Source organism: Nocardiopsis quinghaiensis (genome assembly GCF_008638365.1).
GTDB lineage: Bacteria > Actinomycetota > Actinomycetes > Streptosporangiales > Streptosporangiaceae > Nocardiopsis > Nocardiopsis quinghaiensis.
Genome location: NZ_VWVU01000003.1, coordinates 260,924 through 278,019, shown reverse-complemented (window position 1 = coordinate 278,019; position 17,096 = coordinate 260,924). Strand labels below are relative to the sequence as shown.

Genomic DNA, 17,096 nt, shown 5'->3' with positions numbered 1-17,096 from the left:
CCGTACGCTCCGGCCTGGCACGGACCGGCCCCGGCAGCTCACGCGTGGCGGTCCGCCGGGCACCGCCTAGAACGGGTAGCGCGCCGGGTCGGCCTGCATGGTCACCCACTGGGTCTCGGTGAACGCCTCCAGGTTGGCGCGGGTACCTCCGAACCGCGAACCCGTACCCGAATCGCCCACCCCGCCGAACGGGGCGACGGCCTCGTCGTCCACGGTCTGGTCGTTGATGTGCACGATGCCGCTGGGCACCCGGTCGGCGATCTCCATCCCCCGCATCGGGTTGCTGGTCAGCACGCCCAGTGACAGCCCGTACTCGGTGGAGTTGGCCAGCTCCACCAGGTCGTCGATCGAGGAGAAGCGCACCACCGGCGCCACGGGGCCGAACACCTCCTCGGCGTAGGCCGGGGTCTGGGCCCGCACCCCGTCCAGGACGGTGGGACGGTAGAACAGCCCCTCATAGGTGCCGCCCGCGCGCAGCCGAGCGCCCGAGTCCACGCTTCCCGTGACCAGCGCGTGGATCTTGTCGCGCTGCCCGGCGTCGATCACCGGGCCCAGTGCCGCACCGTCGACCTCGGTGCTGCCCACGGTCAGCGCGTCGGCCCTGTCGGCCAACCGCTCCACGTACTCGTCGGCGACGGACTCGTGCACCAGGTGGCGGCCGGTGGTCATGCAGATCTGCCCCTGGTGCAGGAACGACCCCCACGCGCCGATCGAGGACGCCGACTCCACGTCCACGTCGTCCAGGACCACCAGCGGGGAGTTCCCGCCCAACTCCAGGTGGACGCGTTTGAGGTGGTGCCCGGCGGCCTCGCCGACCTTGCGCCCGGCCTGCGTGGAGCCGGTGAAGGAGATCGCGCGCACGTGCGGGTCGGCGACCAGCGCCTCACCGGCCTCCGCACCGCCCGGCAGCACCTGGAAGACGCCCTCGGGCACACCCGCCCGGCGGAACACCTCGGCCATGACCGCACCGCCGCACACGGCCGTGCGCGGGTCCGGCTTGAGGATGACCGCGTTGCCCACGGCCAGCGCCGGGGCCACCGAGCGGATGCCCAGGATCAGGGGCACGTTGAACGGGGCGATCACCCCGACCACCCCGACCGGCACCTGGCGGGAGAAGCTCAGCCTCGGCTTGCCGGTGCGCAGGATCTCGCCGTGCGGCTGGGAGGCCAGGGCCGCCGCCTCGAAGCACTCCCCCGCCGCCACGTGCACCTGGAAGCCCGCCATCCCGGCCGCCGCGCCGCCCTCGCGGCGCAGCCAGCCCATGATCTCCTCGGAGTTGGCCTCCAGCAGGTCCCCGGCACGGCGCAGCACGGCGGCGCGCTCCTCGAAGGAGGCGGCCGCCCACTCGCGCTGGGCCCGGGCGGCCCGGGCCGCGGCCTCGCTCACGTCCTCGGCGTTGGCGATGCCGGTGCGGCCCAGAACGGTGCCGGTGGAGGGCGAGACCACGGGGGCGTCGCCGCCCCTGGCCGGTGTCCAGGCCCCGGTGAAGAGGGCGGAGGTGTAGTCCTCGGCGATCAGGGTCACGGTGTCTCCTTTGACGGATTCGACGCTATTCTCCGCGTGCGGAGCGAAACGGGTGCCGTGTGCGGACCCGCCGACCGCCGCGGACGGTGTACTCGGCTAGTGCGCGACGGAGGAAGCGGCGGGCCGGTCCGCCCCGGCGCTCTTCTTGGCCTGCTGGATCTCGGCGTAGACGCGGGCGCGCAGCTCGGTGAAGCGCTCGTCCTGGCGGGTGGTGAGCTGGTCGCGCTCGGTCGGCAGGTCGACGGTGATGTCATCCTGCACCACGGTCGGCGAGGAGGACAGCACCAGCACCCTCTCCCCCAGGTAGACGGCCTCGTCGATGTCGTGGGTGACGAACAGCACGGTCACCCCCATGCGCTGCCAGATCTGGCGGATGAGGTCCTCCAGGTCGGCGCGGGTCTGGGCGTCCACGGCGGCGAAGGGCTCGTCCATCAGCAGGACCTGGGGCTCGTAGGCGATGGCCCGGGCGATGGCCACGCGCTGCTGCATACCGCCCGAGAGCTGCCAGGGATAGGCGTTGGCGAAGCTGGTCAGCCCCACCGCCTCCAGGGACTCGTCGACCAGCTCCTTGCGCCGCCCGCGGGGGATCTTCTTCTGCTTCAGCGGCAGCTCGACGTTGGCGCGCACGCTCATCCAGGCGAAGAGGCTGCGCCCGTACTCCTGGAAGACCACGGCCATGCCCGGAGGCGGCGCGGTCACGCTCTGGCCGGCGAGCTCGACTGTGCCGCTGGTGGGCGGCATGAGCCCGGCGATGCACTTGAGCAGGGTGGTCTTACCGCAACCGGAGGGACCCACGAGGCAGACGAGTTCGCCCTCCCCCAGGTCGAAGGTCAGGTCGCGCACCGCCTCGACGGCGTTGGCTCCCCCGTTGTAGATCTTCTGCAGGCCGGTGACCTTGAGCATGGTGGGGCGTTCTCCTTGGTGGTTCGTCGTGGCGCCCGGGTTCCCGGTGTCCTCACCCGCGCTCGTACCGCTGTTCGCGCTCATCCGGATCACTCCCCCCGGTTGGCGGCGCGCAGGCCGCGGTACCAGCCCAGGACACGGCCCTCCGCGAACTCGAACAGGGCCGACAGGGCGAAGCCGACCAGCCCCAACAGCACCATGCCCGCCCACATCTCGGGGATGGCGAAGGTGCGCTGGAACTGCACGATGGCGAAGCCCAGACCGCTGGAGCTGGCGAACATCTCGCTGATGACCATCAGGATGATGGCCAGTGCCAGCGCCAGGCGCAGCCCGGCCATGATCTGCGGGCTGGCCGAGCGCAGCACGAGCACGCGCAGCCTCGCGGTGCCGGTGATCCCGTAGCAGCGGGCGGTGTCGGCCAGGACGGGGTCCACCGCGCGCACGCCCTCGACGGTGTTGAGCAGGATGGGCCACACGCAGCCGGAGACGATGACCAGGACCTTCATGGAGTCGTCGATCCCGGCGAGCAGGATCATCAACGGCACCAGGACGGGCGGCGGGATGGCCCGCAGGAACTCCAGGACCGGTTCGAAGAGGGCGCGCACCCTGGTGGACAGCCCCAGCAGCACGCCCAGGCCCACGCCCAGCACCGCGGAGATGGTGAAGCCGGTGGCCAGGCGGGCCAGGCTCGGCAGCACGTCCACGAAGAAGCGCTCGGAGAACCACAGTTCGGCGAACGCCGCGGCGATGAGGTCGGGGGTGGGTGTGTAGTAGCTGTCGGAGTTGGCGCTGGAGTAGGCGTAGAGGCCGATGAGCAGCGAGGGCAGCAACAGGACGTGCAGGACCTTGGTGCCCGCGCGCCGCACGGAGGCCGTGACGCCGGACCCCGTGCTCAAGGTGGTGGATCGGCTGCTCATGCGGTGGCCTCCCCGCGGACGGACGTGTGCCAGCGCAGGACGCGGCGTTCCAGGGCGCGCACCCCGATGTTGATCAGCACGCCCAGGGCGCCGGTGGCGACGATGAGCGCGTAGACCGAGGAGACGGCGCCGCTGGACTGGGCGACGGCGATCTCCCGGCCGATGCCGGGAGAGCCGATGATCAGCTGGGCGGTGATGGCCAGGATGAGGGCGACCGCGGCGGCCAGGCGCACCCCGGTCATCAGGTAGGGCAGTGTCGTGGGCCAGACCACGTAGCGGATCCGGGCCAGGCGGCCCAGCCCGTAGGAGCGGGCGGTCTGCTCGGCGACCGGGTCCACGTCGGCCACACCGTAGAGCACCTGGATGTAGATGAGCCAGAAGCAGGCGTAGACCACCAGGAGCAGGGTGGAGCGGATGTCGGTGCCGTACACCAGCACGGCCAGCGGGATGAGCGCCACCGACGGGATGGGGCGCAGGAAGTCCACCGTGGAGTTGGTGAAGGCGCGCACCCGCGGCAGGGCGCCCATGGCGAAGCCGAGCAGGACGGCGCCGACGAAGGCGATGGCCAGCCCCAGGCCCCACCCGATGAGGGTGTCACCGACCGCGGTCCAGAAATCGGGTGTGGTGGCGCGCCGGGCCAGGGCGGCCAGGACCGTCGAGGCCGGGGGCAGGTAGCGCTCGGAGACCAGGCCCACGTGGGGCACGGCCTCCCACATGCCCAGGAAGGCCACGATGCCCACGGCGCCGAGGAGCGGTTTGCTGGTGCCCGTGCGGGTGGCCCCGCGCGGGCGCCCGCCGGCTCCCGCAGGAGCCTCGGGGCGCTCGCGCGCGGGGCCTTGGGCGGTGGTTTCGGTCATCGAATGAACGTGTCCAGGTCGGGTGCGGAGTCGATCAGGCCGTCGGTGACCATCAGGTCGGCGACGGTTTCCAGGGCGCCGCGGTCGATCTCGGTCTCAAAGCGCGGCCAGCGCAGCTGGTCGATGAGCTCGGGGTCGATCTCGGTGAAGGTGGTCAGGATCTGGGAGGTCTCGTCGGGGTGCTCCTCGGCGTAGACCAGGGAGGCGTTCATGGCCTCGGTGAAGGCGTCGACCGTGTCGGGGTCGGAGGCGATGAGTTCGTCACCGGTGAAGTAGGTGGCGATGGAGAGTTCGGGGTCGAGTTCGACGAAGTTCGCGGCGATGGGGGTGGCGCCCTGCTCCAGGGCGATGGTCAGGAAGGGCTCGACCACCCAGGCGGCGTCGATCTGACCGTTGTCCATGGCGCCGACCATGTCGGGGAAGGCCAGTTCGACGAAGTCGACGTGGTCGGCGTCGCCGCCGTCCAGGCGCACCGAGTTCCGCACGGAAGTGTCACCGATATTGCGCAGGTTGTCGATGGCCACGGTGGCGTCCTGCAGCTGGGCGGGGGCGGTGATGTCGCTGCCCTCGGGCACGACCAGGGCGCTGTAGTCGGTCTCGGCGTCGCCGGTGGTGGTCATGCCGTTGGCGACCACGGTCAGGGGCAGGCCCTGTTCGCGGGCCACCATGAGGGAGACCACGTTGCCGAAGGCGAAGTCGAGCTCGCCGCTGACGATGCGGGGCACGGTGGTGGCGCCGCCGCCACCGGTCTCGATGGTCACGTCCAGGCCCTGCTCCTCGAACAGGCCCTGTTCGACGCCGAGGTAGAGGGGGCGACCGCGGTGATGGGCAGAACCCCGACCGTGACGGGGGTGAGCCCGTTTCCGGCCGGGTCGCCACTGGCGTCGCCGCCGCAGGCCGTGGCCGTCAGGGTGAGCGCCGTGCCGGCGGCCAGTGCCACCAGGGCGGTTCGTGTCGCGGTCATGGTCTTCTCCTGTACAGAGAACGGGGGATGTGGATGGGGGTGCGGTGGGCCCGCCGGGAGGACGGATGTCCCCGGCGGGCCGGGAGTCTGGGCCCGGCCGGGTGTGGTGCGGTCCGGGCCCGGGATCACTCCTTGGCGCCGTAGAGGGCGTCCAGGTCGGGCTCGGAGTCGATGAGACCGTCGGTGACCATCAGGTCGGCCAGGGTCCGCACGGACTCGCGGTTGATGTCGGTGGGGAAGCGGGGCAGGATCAGCTCGTCGAGGACGCCCTGGTCGATCTCGGTGTAGGTGGAGATGATCCGGCGGGTCTCGTCGGGGTTGTCCTGGGCGTAGGCCAGGGACTCCTCCAGGGCGGCGGTGATGTCGGCGAAGAGCTCGGGGTCCTCGGCCTGGCGCTGCTCGGAGGCGAAGTAGGCGGCCACCGAGAGCTCGGGGTGGGTGTCGACGAAGTTGGAGGCGATCTCGCGGTGCCCGGCCTGGCGGATGATCGAGGCGAAGGGCTCCACGGCCCAGACGGCGTCGATCTGGCCGGTCTCCAGGGCGGCGGGCATGTCGGGGAAGGGCAGTTCGACGAACTCCACCGAGGCGGGGTCTCCCCCGGCCTCGCGCACGGACTGGCGCACGGTGGTGTCCCCGATGTTCTTGAGGTTGTTGCTGGCCACGGTGAGCCCCTCCAGGTCGGCGGCGTCCTGGACGGAGCTGTCGTCCCGGACGAACACGCCGCCCATGTCCGCGCCCTGCTCACCGGTGGTGGTGACGCCGTTGGTGAGGGTGGTCAGGGGCAGCCCCTGCTCACGGGCGACGACGAGCGAGACGATGTTGCTGAATCCCAGGTCGAACTCTCCGCTGACGACGCCGGGCACGATGGCCGCGCCACCGGAGCTGGACTCCAGTCGCAGGTCGATGCCGTGTTCCTCGAAGACCCCCTGCTCCACACCGAGGTAGACGGGGGCGACGTCGACGATGGGGATGACGCCCGCGGTGACCGTGGTCAGGTCACCGGAGTCGGAATCGGAGTCGGCCTCCTGTGAGCCGCACGCGGTGGCGGCCAGCAGTGCCGCGCCCGTGGTGAGGGCGGCCAACGTTCGGCGCATCAGGAACTCCAGCTGGATCGGGGGCGCTGTCGCCCGTCTTTGTACGTTTAGCGAACACGTGTTCTTCTAGCGAACATAAGTGATCCACCTCATTCGGTCAAGGCACGACGAGGGCACGTTTCCGACTCGTGAACAGCCGGTGATGGGATGACCGTGCCTGGTCAGGGTGCTTTCGGAGCCGCCTCACCCCACGCGGGGGCCCACTGGGCCCACTCGGCGTTCGCAAAGCGAATAAGGGTTCGAATAGTGAACGACTGCGTGTCCGAGCGCCGCGCCAGGGGCGACGACGCGCACGCGCGTCGTCGCCATGGGGGCCGGCACCAGGGGCGGGCCGACTCCCCCAGGGGGTGGCCAACGGAAGGGCGCCGCGCCGGGCGCGCGCGTGGATGGAGGCGGAACCGCCGAAGGCCCGATCGGCCACCGCGACGGCCGGTCGCCGTCCGCCGGAGCCCCGGCGCCCCGGCGCGTGGCCTCGACCCGACCACGGCGGGCGGCCGGACCGCGGGCGGCCCAGGGGGCGCGCCCGCGGTCCGGATCAGGACGGAATCCGGACAGCGGGCGCGGAACTTCCCTCCGTGCCTCATCCTCGGGCAGCGATTGTCCGGGTGTCAACATTTGAACGTTGAATCAGATCGGCGCCCGAAACGCCCCCACCTCCGGGTACACGGGTACACCCGTACACGCGGCCCGGCCTGAGGGGACACGGACCGGATCCCCACGGGGCGCGTCGCACCGGAGCGGGACGATACCCCCGACCGAGCGGGGCACTCACAGAATGGGTAGGCTAACCTAACCTTCGCGACCCCGTTTCGCGCGGTCCCGTGACCTGGTTCCACGGGCGCCGTGCACCCGCCACCCGATTGGACGTGATCCGTGCGTCTGCCCACCGCCCCGGACGGCAGCCGGGGATGCTCGGCCCTGGCCCGCTACACCGGCGAGCCGATCTCCGGAACGGCCGGGCGCACCACCGGCTGGCTGCTGGTCGAACACCCCGGGCCCTGGCGCCACCCCGCCTTCACCAGCCCCGGCCTGGACAAGGCCGTGGTCTCACGGCTGGCCGAGCGCATCGCGGGCAGGGACATCAAACCCCAGCTGATCAAGCGCCCCGGCGACACCGGCCGCACCGGGACCGGAGCGGGCCCCAGACGCGCCTACTTCGTGCATGTCAGCCGCACCAGCCCCTGGGCGCGCCAGGTGGACTTCACCGATCTGGCCGAACTGCTGGAGTACGACACCACCGCCGTGGAACGGCCCCGGCCGCCCTCGTTCGGCACCGCCGTGGACCACACCCTGTACCTGGTGTGCACGCACGCCAAGAAGGACCCGTGCTGCGCGGTACTGGGCCGCCCGGTGGCCGCCGCGCTCACCGGAGGCCGGGCCCAGGTGTGGGAGACCACGCACGTGGGCGGCGACCGCTTCGCCGCCAACCTGGTCGCCCTGCCCCAGGGGGCCTACTTCGGCCGCCTGGAACCGGAGTCGGCGCGGCGCACGGTCGCCGCCTTCGAGAGCGGCGTGGTCCTGCCCGGCAACTACCGGGGGCGGTGCAGCGACTCCTCGGCCGTACAGGCCGCCGAGGCCGCGCTGCGCACCCGCCTGGGCGCGGTGGGCGTGGACGCGCTGACACACCTGGACGAGGAGGAGACCGCCGAGGGGGTCCGGGTCACCCTGGGCCACGGCGGCGGCCTGTACACGGTGTCGGTGGCCGCGGCGGAGGGACCGGAGTGCCCGACCACGTGCTCGGCGCTCTCCCCCACCCGCCCGGTACACCACCGGGTGACCGAGATCCGCCAGGACCGGGCGGGCGTCTCCACCCCCGGCTGACGTTCCGGATGTGGGTCGGCGCAGGGTCTCCCGTCGTCGGCGGCCCGGCACTCCCGGGCCCGCCGGGTATGCTCCCGGCCCGGCGGGGTGCGGGTGCTCCCTGGGCGGCGGGTCCTCAGCCCCAGAAGCCGAAGCTGTACAACAACCCGTTGGTCGCCGCGACCGCTCCCAGCGCCAGCACCGCGCCAGTGACGAACGAGGTCCGCAGCGACCGCACCAGGTACTCCAACGACACCAGGTTGTTGAAGACGAAGTAGCCCAGCATGGTCGCGTGCCAGAAGGAGTCCATGGTCAACGGCTCGAAGGCGTAGGCCGTCCCGTTCCACACGCCGCTCTCGGCGGTGAACCACGACCACGCCAGCGCGGCGCCGTAACCCAGCGGAATCTGGATCAGCGGGATGATCAGCAACGGCAGCAGCTTGACGAAACCCCACAGCCCCGGCTGGTCGGCCTGGCGCGCCTGTGCCTGCGCCCGGCGGGCGGCCTCCTGCTCGGCGCGCACGCGTTCGCGGTGGGCGCGCTCGGCCTCCTGCCGGCGGCGCTGTTCGACCCGCTGCTCCTCCACCCGCCTGTGCTGCTCCTGCTGGTAGCGCTGCTGCTCCTCCATGCGGCGCTGCCGCTGCTCCTCCTGCTGGCGCAACTGCTCCTGCTGCTGGCGCGGATCGGCGGCGGCCTCAGAGCGCGAGTCACGCCGCGTGCCGTACAGGTCGGCGTAGGGATCCTCCCCGCCCGGATGGCCCTGCTGGTAGGCGGTGGGCGGCACCTGCTGGGCGCCCGGGAACGGGGCCGTGGGCTGGTGGGTCTGCTGGTAGGTCTGCTCCCCCAGCACCGAGGTGGCGCCGTTGTCGGCCCCCTGCGCCCCGCCCGCGACCCTGGTGGACTGGTCATCGCCCCACGCGCCCGCCGCGGCGGCTCCGGCGGCCGCACCGCCCAGGGCGGTGGCACCGCCCTGGCCCAGGACCTCGGTGCGCTGGTGCGCGCCGGTGGCCCGCACGTCACCGGCCGAGGCGGCCAGCGCCTTGTTGACCTTGGCGACCTGCTCCTCCACGCCCATCATCACGGCCGGCGGCAGCCAGGTCGGACCCACGTGCACATCGCCCAGGTAGTCCAGGATCTCCCCCGGCCCGGGGCGCCCCCGCGGGTCCTTGGACAGGCACGCGGCGACCAGGTGGCGCAGCGACTCGGGAACGGTCGACAGGTCCGGCTCGTGGCTGATGATGCGCATCACCATGGTGGGCATGTTGCCCTCGCCGAAGGGACCGGTGCCCGTGGCGGCGTAGGCCAGCACGGCGCCGTAGGCGAACAGGTCGCCGGCGGGGGTGAGGGTCTCGCCCTGCACCTGCTCCGGACTCATGAAACCGGGGGTGCCGATGACCGACTGCGTGGCGGCGGTCCCGTCGGTGGCACGGGCGATACCGAAGTCGATCACCCGGGGCCCGTCCTCGGCGAGCAGGACGTTCCCGGGCTTGAGGTCGCGGTGGATGAGGCCGACCCGGTGGATCTCGGCCAGCGCCTCGGCCAGACCGGCGGCCAGCACGCGCACGCTGGCCTCGGGCAGCGGGCCGTGCGCCCGCACCGCCTCGTCCAGGGGCAGGGAGGGCACGTAGGAGGTGACCAGCCAGGGCACCTGGTCGTCGGGGTCGGCGTCGATGACCGGGGCGGTGAAGGCACCGCTGACCTGGCGTGCGGCGGTGACCTCGCGGGCGAAACGCTGACGGAAGGACGCGTCGGCGGCCATGTGCGGGTGAATGCGCTTGATCGCCACCGCCCGCCCTCCGGCCGAGCGGCCGAAGAACACCTGACCCATGCCGCCAGAGCCCAAGCGGCCGATCAGCCGGTACCGGCCGATGCGTTCGGGGTCGACGCTCTCCAAGGGACCCAACGTCCTCATCCTCCGACTCTGCGCGTTGCTCTTCCACCCAGGAACCCCGTGAGCGGCGCCGACCGGCGGAAACAGCACCCGCCCTCCCGCACCGCGGCACGGAAAAACCGCCGCGTCCGCCGCGGAGGAGCCCAGTCTAGGGGGTGGCGGGTCCCGGGGAGGCGGCCGCCACGAGCCCGCGCACACCCACTCCGACCACCCACGCGGCGCCCTCGCGACGACGTGTCCGCCGCGGGCTCCGCGGGCCCCGCACACCGCCCGGGCCGGATTTTCCCGGCGGTGGAAGGGTCCCAGGAGTACGGTCTTCTCAGATCCGTGCGACTCCCCACTCCCTACGGCCAGGCCGAACGTGGGAACGCGGCGGCCCGGAAGGCGTGCCAACGCCCCCGGGCCGCCGGGAAGTTCCCCGCTGACCGCCAACGGCCAAGTCGCCAGACCTCATGACCGCACGGGGGAAGCACGCCTAGTGTCGTTGGTACGCAGGAGAGGACCCACCACCATGCAGATTCTCGACGCCCTCCGCACCGACGCCCGGCTGCGCACCGCCCACGGACTGTCGTGGCTGGCCGCACAGACCCAGGACCACCCCAGCCGGCTGCTGCACCACCCCTGGCGCGACAACCCCTATCCCACCTACCGGCGCCTGCGCGCCCAGGGTCCCTTCGTCACCAGCCGGCTGGGCTTTCGCACCGCGCACACCCACGAGGCCGTGAGCACACTGCTACGCGGCCGGGAGTTCGGCGTGCGGTCCCCCTCCCAGGAGGCACTGCCCGAACAGTTCGACGTCCTGGACCTGTCCTTCCTCATGAAGGACCCGCCCGAACACACCCGGCTGCGCGCAATCGCACGGCCCGCGTTCAGCCCGCGCCGGATGAGGCAGTACCAGACCGAGATCGAGAAGATCACCCACGCGCTCCTGGACGCGGCGGCCGCCCGCGGCGACTTCGACCTCATGCGCGACTTCGCCCAACCGCTGCCCATCGCGGTCATCAGCCGCCTGCTGGGCATCCCCGAGTCCGACGACGCCGAGTTCGTACGCATCGGCTACACCGTCGGCGGCGCACTGGACGGCGCGCGGTCGGCGAACCACCTGCGCCGGATCCGCCAGGCCACCGCACGGCTGGACGCGCTGTTCGAGCGGCTGCTGGACCAGCGGCGCGCCGACCCCCGGGAGGACGTGATCTCCGCCCTGGCCGCCGAAACCGACAACGGCCGCCTCACCGCCGCCGAGGTGAGCACCATGTGCCGGCTGCTCCTGGTCGCCGGATTCGAGACCACGGTGAACCTGATCGGAAACGGGATGGCGGCCCTGCTACGCCACCGCGAACAGTGGCGGCACCTGGTGGAGGAACCCGCGCTGGCCGAGAGCGCCGTGGAGGAGGCACTGCGCTTCGACTCCCCCGTGCAGATGACCACCCGCTGGGTCCAGGCCGACACCACCGTCCAGGGCCACCACCTCCGCAGAGGCGACTACACCCTGTGCCTGATCGGCTCGGCCAACCGCGACCCCGAGCGCTTCACCGACCCCGACCGCTTCGACATCACACGCCCCGACGCATCCGACCACCTGTCCTTCTCCGGCGGCCTCCACTACTGCCTGGGCGCCCCGCTCGCCCGACTCGAGGGCCGGATCGCGCTGCGCGCCCTGGCCGAGCGCCTGCCCGGCCTACGGCCCACCGCACGGCCCACCCGCCGCGGCACCACCGTCGTACGCGCCCTGTCGGCCTTCCCCGTCACCACGGGACACCAGTAGAAGTGGGGGACAGGATGCGCGGCGCGGCCCCCGTCCGATGGCACGCACTCACCCGGGGACGCGAGGTCCTCCTGACGGCGGGGGCCCTGTGCGCGGTGATCCTCGTGGTCACCGCGATCCTCGCGGTCGCCCTGCCCCAGCCGGAGCGGGAGGAGGCCGAGAGGGGGCTGCCCCAGCTGGCCGGCGCCCACGAGATCGGACTGGGGGTCGCGGTGGCGGTCGACCCGCTGACGCACGACCCCGACTACCAGTCCGTGGTCACCGACAACTACACCTCGGTGACCGCCGAGAACGCCATGAAGTGGGAACACGTCCAACCCGAGCGGTACCAGTTCGACTGGAACGGACCCGACGCCGTGGTGGACTTCGCCGAACACCACGGTCTCGACGTGCACGGGCACACACTGCTGTGGCACAACCAGCAGCCCTCCTGGCTGGCCCGGGGCGACTGGGACACGGGGGAACTGCGCGAGGTGATGCGCGAGCACATGGAGGCGCTTCTGGGGCGCTACCAGGGACGCATCACCTCCTGGGACGTGATCAACGAACCCTTCGAGGACCACGGGCCGCGCCCGCGCGAGAACCTGTGGTACCAGGTCCTGGGCGAGGACTACATCGCCGAGGCGCTGTCCATGGCCCACGAGATCGACCCCGCGGCCAAGCTGTACATCAACGAGTTCGGCATCGAGGGCGGCGGCGCCAAGACCGACGCCATGTACTCCCTGGTGACCGACCTGCTCGACCGCGGGGTGCCCCTGCACGGCATCGGCTTCCAGGGGCACTTCGTCCACGGCAACGTCCCCCGGGACCTGGCCGAGCACATGCGCCGCTTCTCCGACCTCGGGCTGGAGGTCACCGTCAGCGAACTGGACGTGCGCATCCCCGAACCCCCGCGGGAACAGGCGCTGCGACAGCAGGAACAGGAGTACCAGCACGTGGTCCAGGCGTGCCTGGAGGTGCCCCGGTGCATGAGCGTGTCGGTGTGGGGGGTCAGCGACCAGCACTCCTGGATCCCCGAATGGTTCCCCGGGTACACCGCCGCACTGCCCTTCGACGAGGACTACGAACCCAAACCCGCCCTGGACGGCATGGTCGAGGCGCTGTCCCGGCGCCCCTGAGGACGCCGGGCACACCCCCGGGCCCCTCCCTAGAACGTGTAGGGCGTCAGGTACTCGGGCACCACGACCCGGCTCCCGGGCGAGACCCGGCGCACCAGGGCGGTGAACTCCCCCACGCTCATGCCCTTCCCGGTACCGTCCACCGGCGGGTTGGCCAACTCGCGCTCGAAGTGGTCCCAGTGCACGGGCACCACGGTCCCGGGCCGATCCAGGGCCTCCAGCAGCCGGGGCACGTACTCGTGCGTGCTGGAGGTGGAGGGCAACGCGACCATCGCCACGTCGGGCGCCAGCCCGGCCACCTCGCGCTCGGCGAAGTCACTGGCGCCCATGAAGAACGCCGAGGGCCCCGAGGGCGGGGTGACCTGGAAGGCCAGAGTGTCGCCCTCGGGCAGGTCGGCGATGGTGGCGGGGGCCTCCGGCACACCCACACGCACACCCGCGAAGAGCACCGAGTGGTGGGCGTTGCGGCTGTGCCGGGAGGAGACGGCCTCCACCACACACCCGTCGAAGTCCAGCACCTCCCCACCCCGCACCGGGGAGGTCTGCCCCACGGGGACGCCCATAGCCTGGGCCAGGTGGTACGTGGTCAGGGTGCCCACGACCTGGGCGCCGGTCGTGGTGGCGATGTGCGGCACGTCCGAGAAGTGGTCCCAGTGCGTGTGGGTGACCAGGACGACGCCCCTGTCACCGATGTCGGCGGTGTGCTCGTCGACGGTGGCCGCGTCCACGGTCAGGGACGTCTTGGCGTCGAACTTGCGGTCTGGGTCGAACAGGCCGGTGCTGAACCGGGTGAGGAAGGGATCGACCAGCACCGACGACCGGCCCGGCATGTCGATCCGCCAGCCGCTGGTGCCCAACCAGCGGAAGACGACCCTGCCGCCCCTCCCCGTGGGGGAGGCCCCCGGTGCGGCCGCCGCGGCGGTGGCGTGGGCGGGCGCCGCAGCGCCCGCCAGCAAGGGGGTGAGCGCCCCGCCCGCGACCGCGCCCCGCAGGAATCCCCGTCGTCCGATCGACATGTGCTGACCTCGTTCTCTCTGGCCTGATGGGTCGAACGGCGCACAGACAAACACGGTTCACGACACAGCGTCCAATAAGCGGCGCGACCGGTTCCGATAGGCGTTCGCCTATCGGAACCGGTCAGCGCCGCGCCGACGGACCCTCAACCGCCCGAAAACGGAACACGCAACCGCTCCACGGCCTCACGCGCGGCCCGCCCCAGGGCCATGTCGGCCTCCAGGGCGGTGCGCCCCGCGTCGGGACCCGCCGCGCACACGGCGACGGCGTAGCGACCACCGTCGGGGTACTCGATCACCCCCGCCTCCATACGCAGCCCGGGCAGGGTCCCGGACTTGACGCTGACACGGACGTCGGGACCGAAGCCCGAGGCGATGCGGGTACGCACCAGCTGACGCGCCATGAGGTCGCGCACGAACGCGCACGCCCTCGGCGGAGCGGCGGCGTCGGTCCACACCAGCCGCAGGAGGCGGGTGATGTCGGCCGGGGTACTGGAGGTGGTCCGCGAGGGATCACGGGCCAGGAGGGTGGCCGGATCGGTACCGGTGGCGTCGCTCTCGTCGAGCAGGGCGTGCAGCAGGGCCCGGGGTCCGCCGGTGAAGCGGGTGCGCTCCAGCCCCAACTCCGTGGCGAGCAGGTGGACGGGCTCCACGCCCACACGGTCCACGATCAGGTCGGCGGCGGTGTTGTCACTGATCGTCATGGCCAGCAGGGCACAGTCACGCAGGGACAACTCGACGTCGTCGGCGAAGTCGGCGGTGCCCCAGCCCCCCAGCCGGTCGTCACGGCGCACCACGACACGCTCGGTGGGGTCCACGAGCCCCGTGGAGGCCTGACGGGCGAACTCCAGGACGATGAGGACCTTGGCCACGGAGGCCAGGACGACGGGCTCGTCGGCCAGACGGCCGACCTGTCCGGTGCCGTCGATCTCACGCGCGTGGACACGGACGACGGGGGCGCTGGCGGTGGTCACGGCGCTCACGCTAGCGCTCTCCGGCGGTGGTCTAGAGTCGGGCCGTGGATCTTGGACGGCACCTGCGGTACTTCCTGGTGGTGGCACGGGAGGGTCACTTCGGCGAGGCCGCGGTGGAACTGGGCATCGCCCAACCCGCGCTGAGCCAGTCCGTGCGCCGCCTGGAGGAGGAACTGGGGGTGGCCCTGTTCGACCGGTCGCGCCGCCGCGTGGAACTGACGCCCGCCGGACGGCTGCTGGTCTCCCAGGCCCGTGACCTGGTGGCGGGCGAGACACGCCTGCGCGAGACCATGCGGCGCGTGCGCGACGGCGAACTGGGCACCCTGCGAGCGGCGGTACCGCCCGCGACCCCGGCGGTCGCGCTGCGCGGCCTGGTGGAGCGGATGGCCGACCAGGCACCGGGCCTGGAGGTGGACCTGTGCGAGATGACCGGTACGGAACTGGTACGCGCGCTGAGCGGGGGATCGGTGGACACCGGACTGCTGACCGCGCCCTTCGAGGGCGCGGGACTGGTCGGCCAACCGGTGCACCGCGCGCAACTGGGCGCGGTCCTGCCGCGCGGTGAGGCACTGGCACGCGCCGGCTCCGTGGACCTCGGGGACCTGGCGGGGTGGGACCTGGTACTGTCCGCGCGAAGAAGCGCCCCGGTGTGGTTCGAACGCGTCCTGGCGGTGTGCCGGGAGAGCGACTGGATACCGCCCCGGGTACGCGAGGCCGGCGACACCGAGTTCCTGCTGGGACTGGTGCTGGCCCGGCGCGGAGTGGCCCTGGAGACGGCGGCTGTGGCCGCGCGGGAACCGCGTCTGGCCTGGCGGCCCCTGACCGGCGCACCGCTGCACCGGCGCACGGAGGCGGTGCGCCCGGCCCAGGACGCCCACCCGGCCGCCGCGGCCTTCGCCGAGGCCGCCGCACGGGTACTGGCCGATCCCCCCGGCAACGACGGGTCGCTGACGGTCGGCAACGGCCACCGTCCCTGGTCACGGGTGTACGGGGAGGAACCGATCACCCCGCCCGGCTGACACGGCCCCCGCCGGACACCCCCGCGTCCGCGGCCGCGGACCGCCCGGCACACGGAGAACGGGGGCGCGGCACCGGCCCACCGGGTACGGTCACGGCGACCGGCGACGACAGCGAGGTGTTCGGTATGCGTTAGACACGCGCTCCTCCCCTCACTCCTTCGACCAGGACCCGGCGACGAAGGAGACGACGAACATGTGCGGGACCACTCCCCCGATCAGCGTGCCCGAGGAACTGGCCAGGACGGTCGGCGACTTCTTCGGCCCCGAGTGGGTGGACCGACTGCCCCGGACGGCCGCCCGGCAGTGCGACCTGTGGCGGCTGCGCCCCACCGGTGGCCGGCCCCTGCACGGAGCGGTGTCCCTGGTGGTACCGGTACGGCGCGCCGACGGAACCCCCGCCGTGCTCAAGGTGCTGCCCGTGGACCAGGAGAGCGAGGGCGAACCCGGCGCGCTGCGCGCCTGGGCGGGTGACGGCGCGGTACGCCTGCTCGCACACGACCCCGGCAACGGAGCGATGCTCCTGGAGGCCCTGGACCCGGCCCGGTCCCTGGACGACGTGGAGGTGGACGAGGCCCTGAGGGTGATCGGCGGTCTGCTCGCCCGCCTGAACGCGTGTCCCGGCCCGACCGGGATGCGCTCTCTGGGCCCGATCGCCCAGACCCTGGTCGAACGCGCCCGCCCCTTCCTGACACGCGAGCGCGTCGACCACCGGTTCCGGCGACTGCTCGCCCGGTGGTCGGCCGTCGCCCGGGAGATGGCGGCCCAGCCGGGTGACCGGCTCCTCCACTGGGACCTGCACTTCCAGAACGTGCTGGCCCCGCTGCCGGGAACCGGCCGGGAGCCGTGGGTGGCCATCGACCCCAAGCCGCTGGTCGGCGACCCCGGATACGAACTCCTGCCCGCGCTGCGCAACCGGTTCGCGGAGGAGGCCGAACCGGGCGGGGCGCCCCGGTCGGTGCGCCGCAGGTTCGACCTGCTGACCGAGGTCGCCGGAGCCGACCGCGAGCGGGCCCGCGCCTGGACACTCGTCCGGGTCCTGGAGGACTGCGTGTGGCGCCTGGAGAGCGGCCACCTCCAGGCTCCGCGTCCCCAGGTGACGATCGGCGAGGCCCTGGCGGGCTGAGCACGGGCCGTGAGGGCACGGGTGCCCTCACGGCCCCGACCCCGCGGGAAGCGGGCTCCGGCCCGTGGGCCTCTCCCGCCGGCCGGCGGCGCGTACCGCCACACGGCGCCGCCCCGCCGGTCACCGCTCGGCCA

Annotated in this window: 15 protein-coding genes; 5 read left to right on the top strand and 10 right to left on the bottom strand. The window is 72.4% G+C overall.

Translation table 11 applies throughout. The annotated features are described in order from the left end of the window. Positions 1–66 precede the first annotated feature (66 nt). The 7 genes from FYX01_RS10010 to FYX01_RS09985 all read right to left on the bottom strand — a co-directional run bounded on the left by FYX01_RS10010 (position 67) and on the right by FYX01_RS09985 (position 6,259). Positions 67–1,524 (bottom strand): benzaldehyde dehydrogenase, encoded by a 1,458-nt coding sequence (locus tag FYX01_RS10010; protein WP_150239824.1) that lies wholly within the window; start codon positions 1,522–1,524, stop codon positions 67–69. A 96-nt stretch (positions 1,525–1,620) separates the two neighbouring features. After that, complete coding sequence (locus FYX01_RS10005; protein ID WP_150240099.1) at positions 1,621–2,427, bottom strand: ABC transporter ATP-binding protein; 807 nt, start codon at positions 2,425–2,427, stop codon at positions 1,621–1,623. Positions 2,428–2,516: 89 nt separating this feature from the next. Then, entirely contained in the window at positions 2,517–3,344 is an 828-nt protein-coding gene (locus FYX01_RS10000) for an ABC transporter permease (protein WP_150239822.1), read from the bottom strand. After that, positions 3,341–4,201 carry an ABC transporter permease gene (locus tag FYX01_RS09995; protein ID WP_150239820.1) on the bottom strand — a complete coding sequence of 287 codons (861 nt, stop codon included), beginning with the start codon at positions 4,199–4,201 and terminating at the stop codon, positions 3,341–3,343. The genes FYX01_RS10000 and FYX01_RS09995 overlap by 4 nt, the downstream gene beginning before the upstream one ends. Continuing rightward, entirely contained in the window at positions 4,198–4,962 is a 765-nt protein-coding gene (locus FYX01_RS09990) for an ABC transporter substrate-binding protein (protein WP_317846057.1), read from the bottom strand. The genes FYX01_RS09995 and FYX01_RS09990 overlap by 4 nt, the downstream gene beginning before the upstream one ends. Beyond that, positions 4,959–5,165, bottom strand: coding sequence for a hypothetical protein (locus FYX01_RS27145; protein WP_317846056.1), 207 nt, complete (start codon positions 5,163–5,165; stop codon positions 4,959–4,961). The genes FYX01_RS09990 and FYX01_RS27145 overlap by 4 nt, the downstream gene beginning before the upstream one ends. A 125-nt stretch (positions 5,166–5,290) precedes the next feature. Continuing rightward, complete coding sequence (locus FYX01_RS09985) at positions 5,291–6,259, bottom strand: ABC transporter substrate-binding protein (protein ID WP_190394256.1); 969 nt, start codon at positions 6,257–6,259, stop codon at positions 5,291–5,293. 873 nt (positions 6,260–7,132) lie between these two features. On the opposite strand from FYX01_RS09985, the gene FYX01_RS09980 reads away from it, so the two are divergent. Next, positions 7,133–8,080, top strand: a complete 948-nt coding sequence (locus FYX01_RS09980) for a sucrase ferredoxin (RefSeq protein ID WP_150239816.1) — start codon at positions 7,133–7,135, stop codon at positions 8,078–8,080. Positions 8,081–8,195: 115 nt separating this feature from the next. Here the strand turns inward: FYX01_RS09980 and FYX01_RS09975 are convergent, their stop codons facing one another. Further along, the gene (locus FYX01_RS09975) at positions 8,196–9,971 is read right to left on the bottom strand and encodes a serine/threonine protein kinase (RefSeq protein ID WP_223830385.1); all 1,776 of its coding nucleotides are present in this window, start codon (positions 9,969–9,971) and stop codon (positions 8,196–8,198) included. Positions 9,972–10,461: 490 nt separating this feature from the next. On the opposite strand from FYX01_RS09975, the gene FYX01_RS09970 reads away from it, so the two are divergent. Together FYX01_RS09970 and FYX01_RS09965 are read left to right on the top strand one after the other, a co-directional pair. Further along, complete coding sequence (locus FYX01_RS09970; protein ID WP_150239814.1) at positions 10,462–11,715, top strand: cytochrome P450; 1,254 nt, start codon at positions 10,462–10,464, stop codon at positions 11,713–11,715. A 14-nt stretch (positions 11,716–11,729) separates the two neighbouring features. Continuing rightward, on the top strand, positions 11,730–12,833 hold the full coding sequence (locus FYX01_RS09965; RefSeq protein WP_150239813.1) for an endo-1,4-beta-xylanase: 1,104 nt from the start codon (positions 11,730–11,732) through the stop codon (positions 12,831–12,833). 29 nt (positions 12,834–12,862) lie between these two features. Here the strand turns inward: FYX01_RS09965 and FYX01_RS09960 are convergent, their stop codons facing one another. Together FYX01_RS09960 and FYX01_RS09955 are read right to left on the bottom strand one after the other, a co-directional pair. Further along, entirely contained in the window at positions 12,863–13,849 is a 987-nt protein-coding gene (locus FYX01_RS09960; protein ID WP_150239811.1) for an MBL fold metallo-hydrolase, read from the bottom strand. A 143-nt stretch (positions 13,850–13,992) separates the two neighbouring features. Next, a complete protein-coding gene (locus FYX01_RS09955) occupies positions 13,993–14,820 on the bottom strand; it encodes a serine hydrolase (RefSeq protein WP_190394255.1) in 828 nt (275 codons plus the stop codon). Positions 14,821–14,864: 44 nt separating this feature from the next. Between FYX01_RS09955 and FYX01_RS09950 the strand changes: the two genes are divergently transcribed. Both FYX01_RS09950 and FYX01_RS09945 read left to right on the top strand, forming a co-directional pair. Beyond that, on the top strand, positions 14,865–15,839 hold the full coding sequence (locus FYX01_RS09950) for a LysR family transcriptional regulator (protein ID WP_150239807.1): 975 nt from the start codon (positions 14,865–14,867) through the stop codon (positions 15,837–15,839). 193 nt (positions 15,840–16,032) lie between these two features. Beyond that, positions 16,033–16,962 (top strand): aminoglycoside phosphotransferase family protein, encoded by a 930-nt coding sequence (locus FYX01_RS09945; protein WP_150239805.1) that lies wholly within the window; start codon positions 16,033–16,035, stop codon positions 16,960–16,962. Positions 16,963–17,096: the final 134 nt, after the last annotated feature.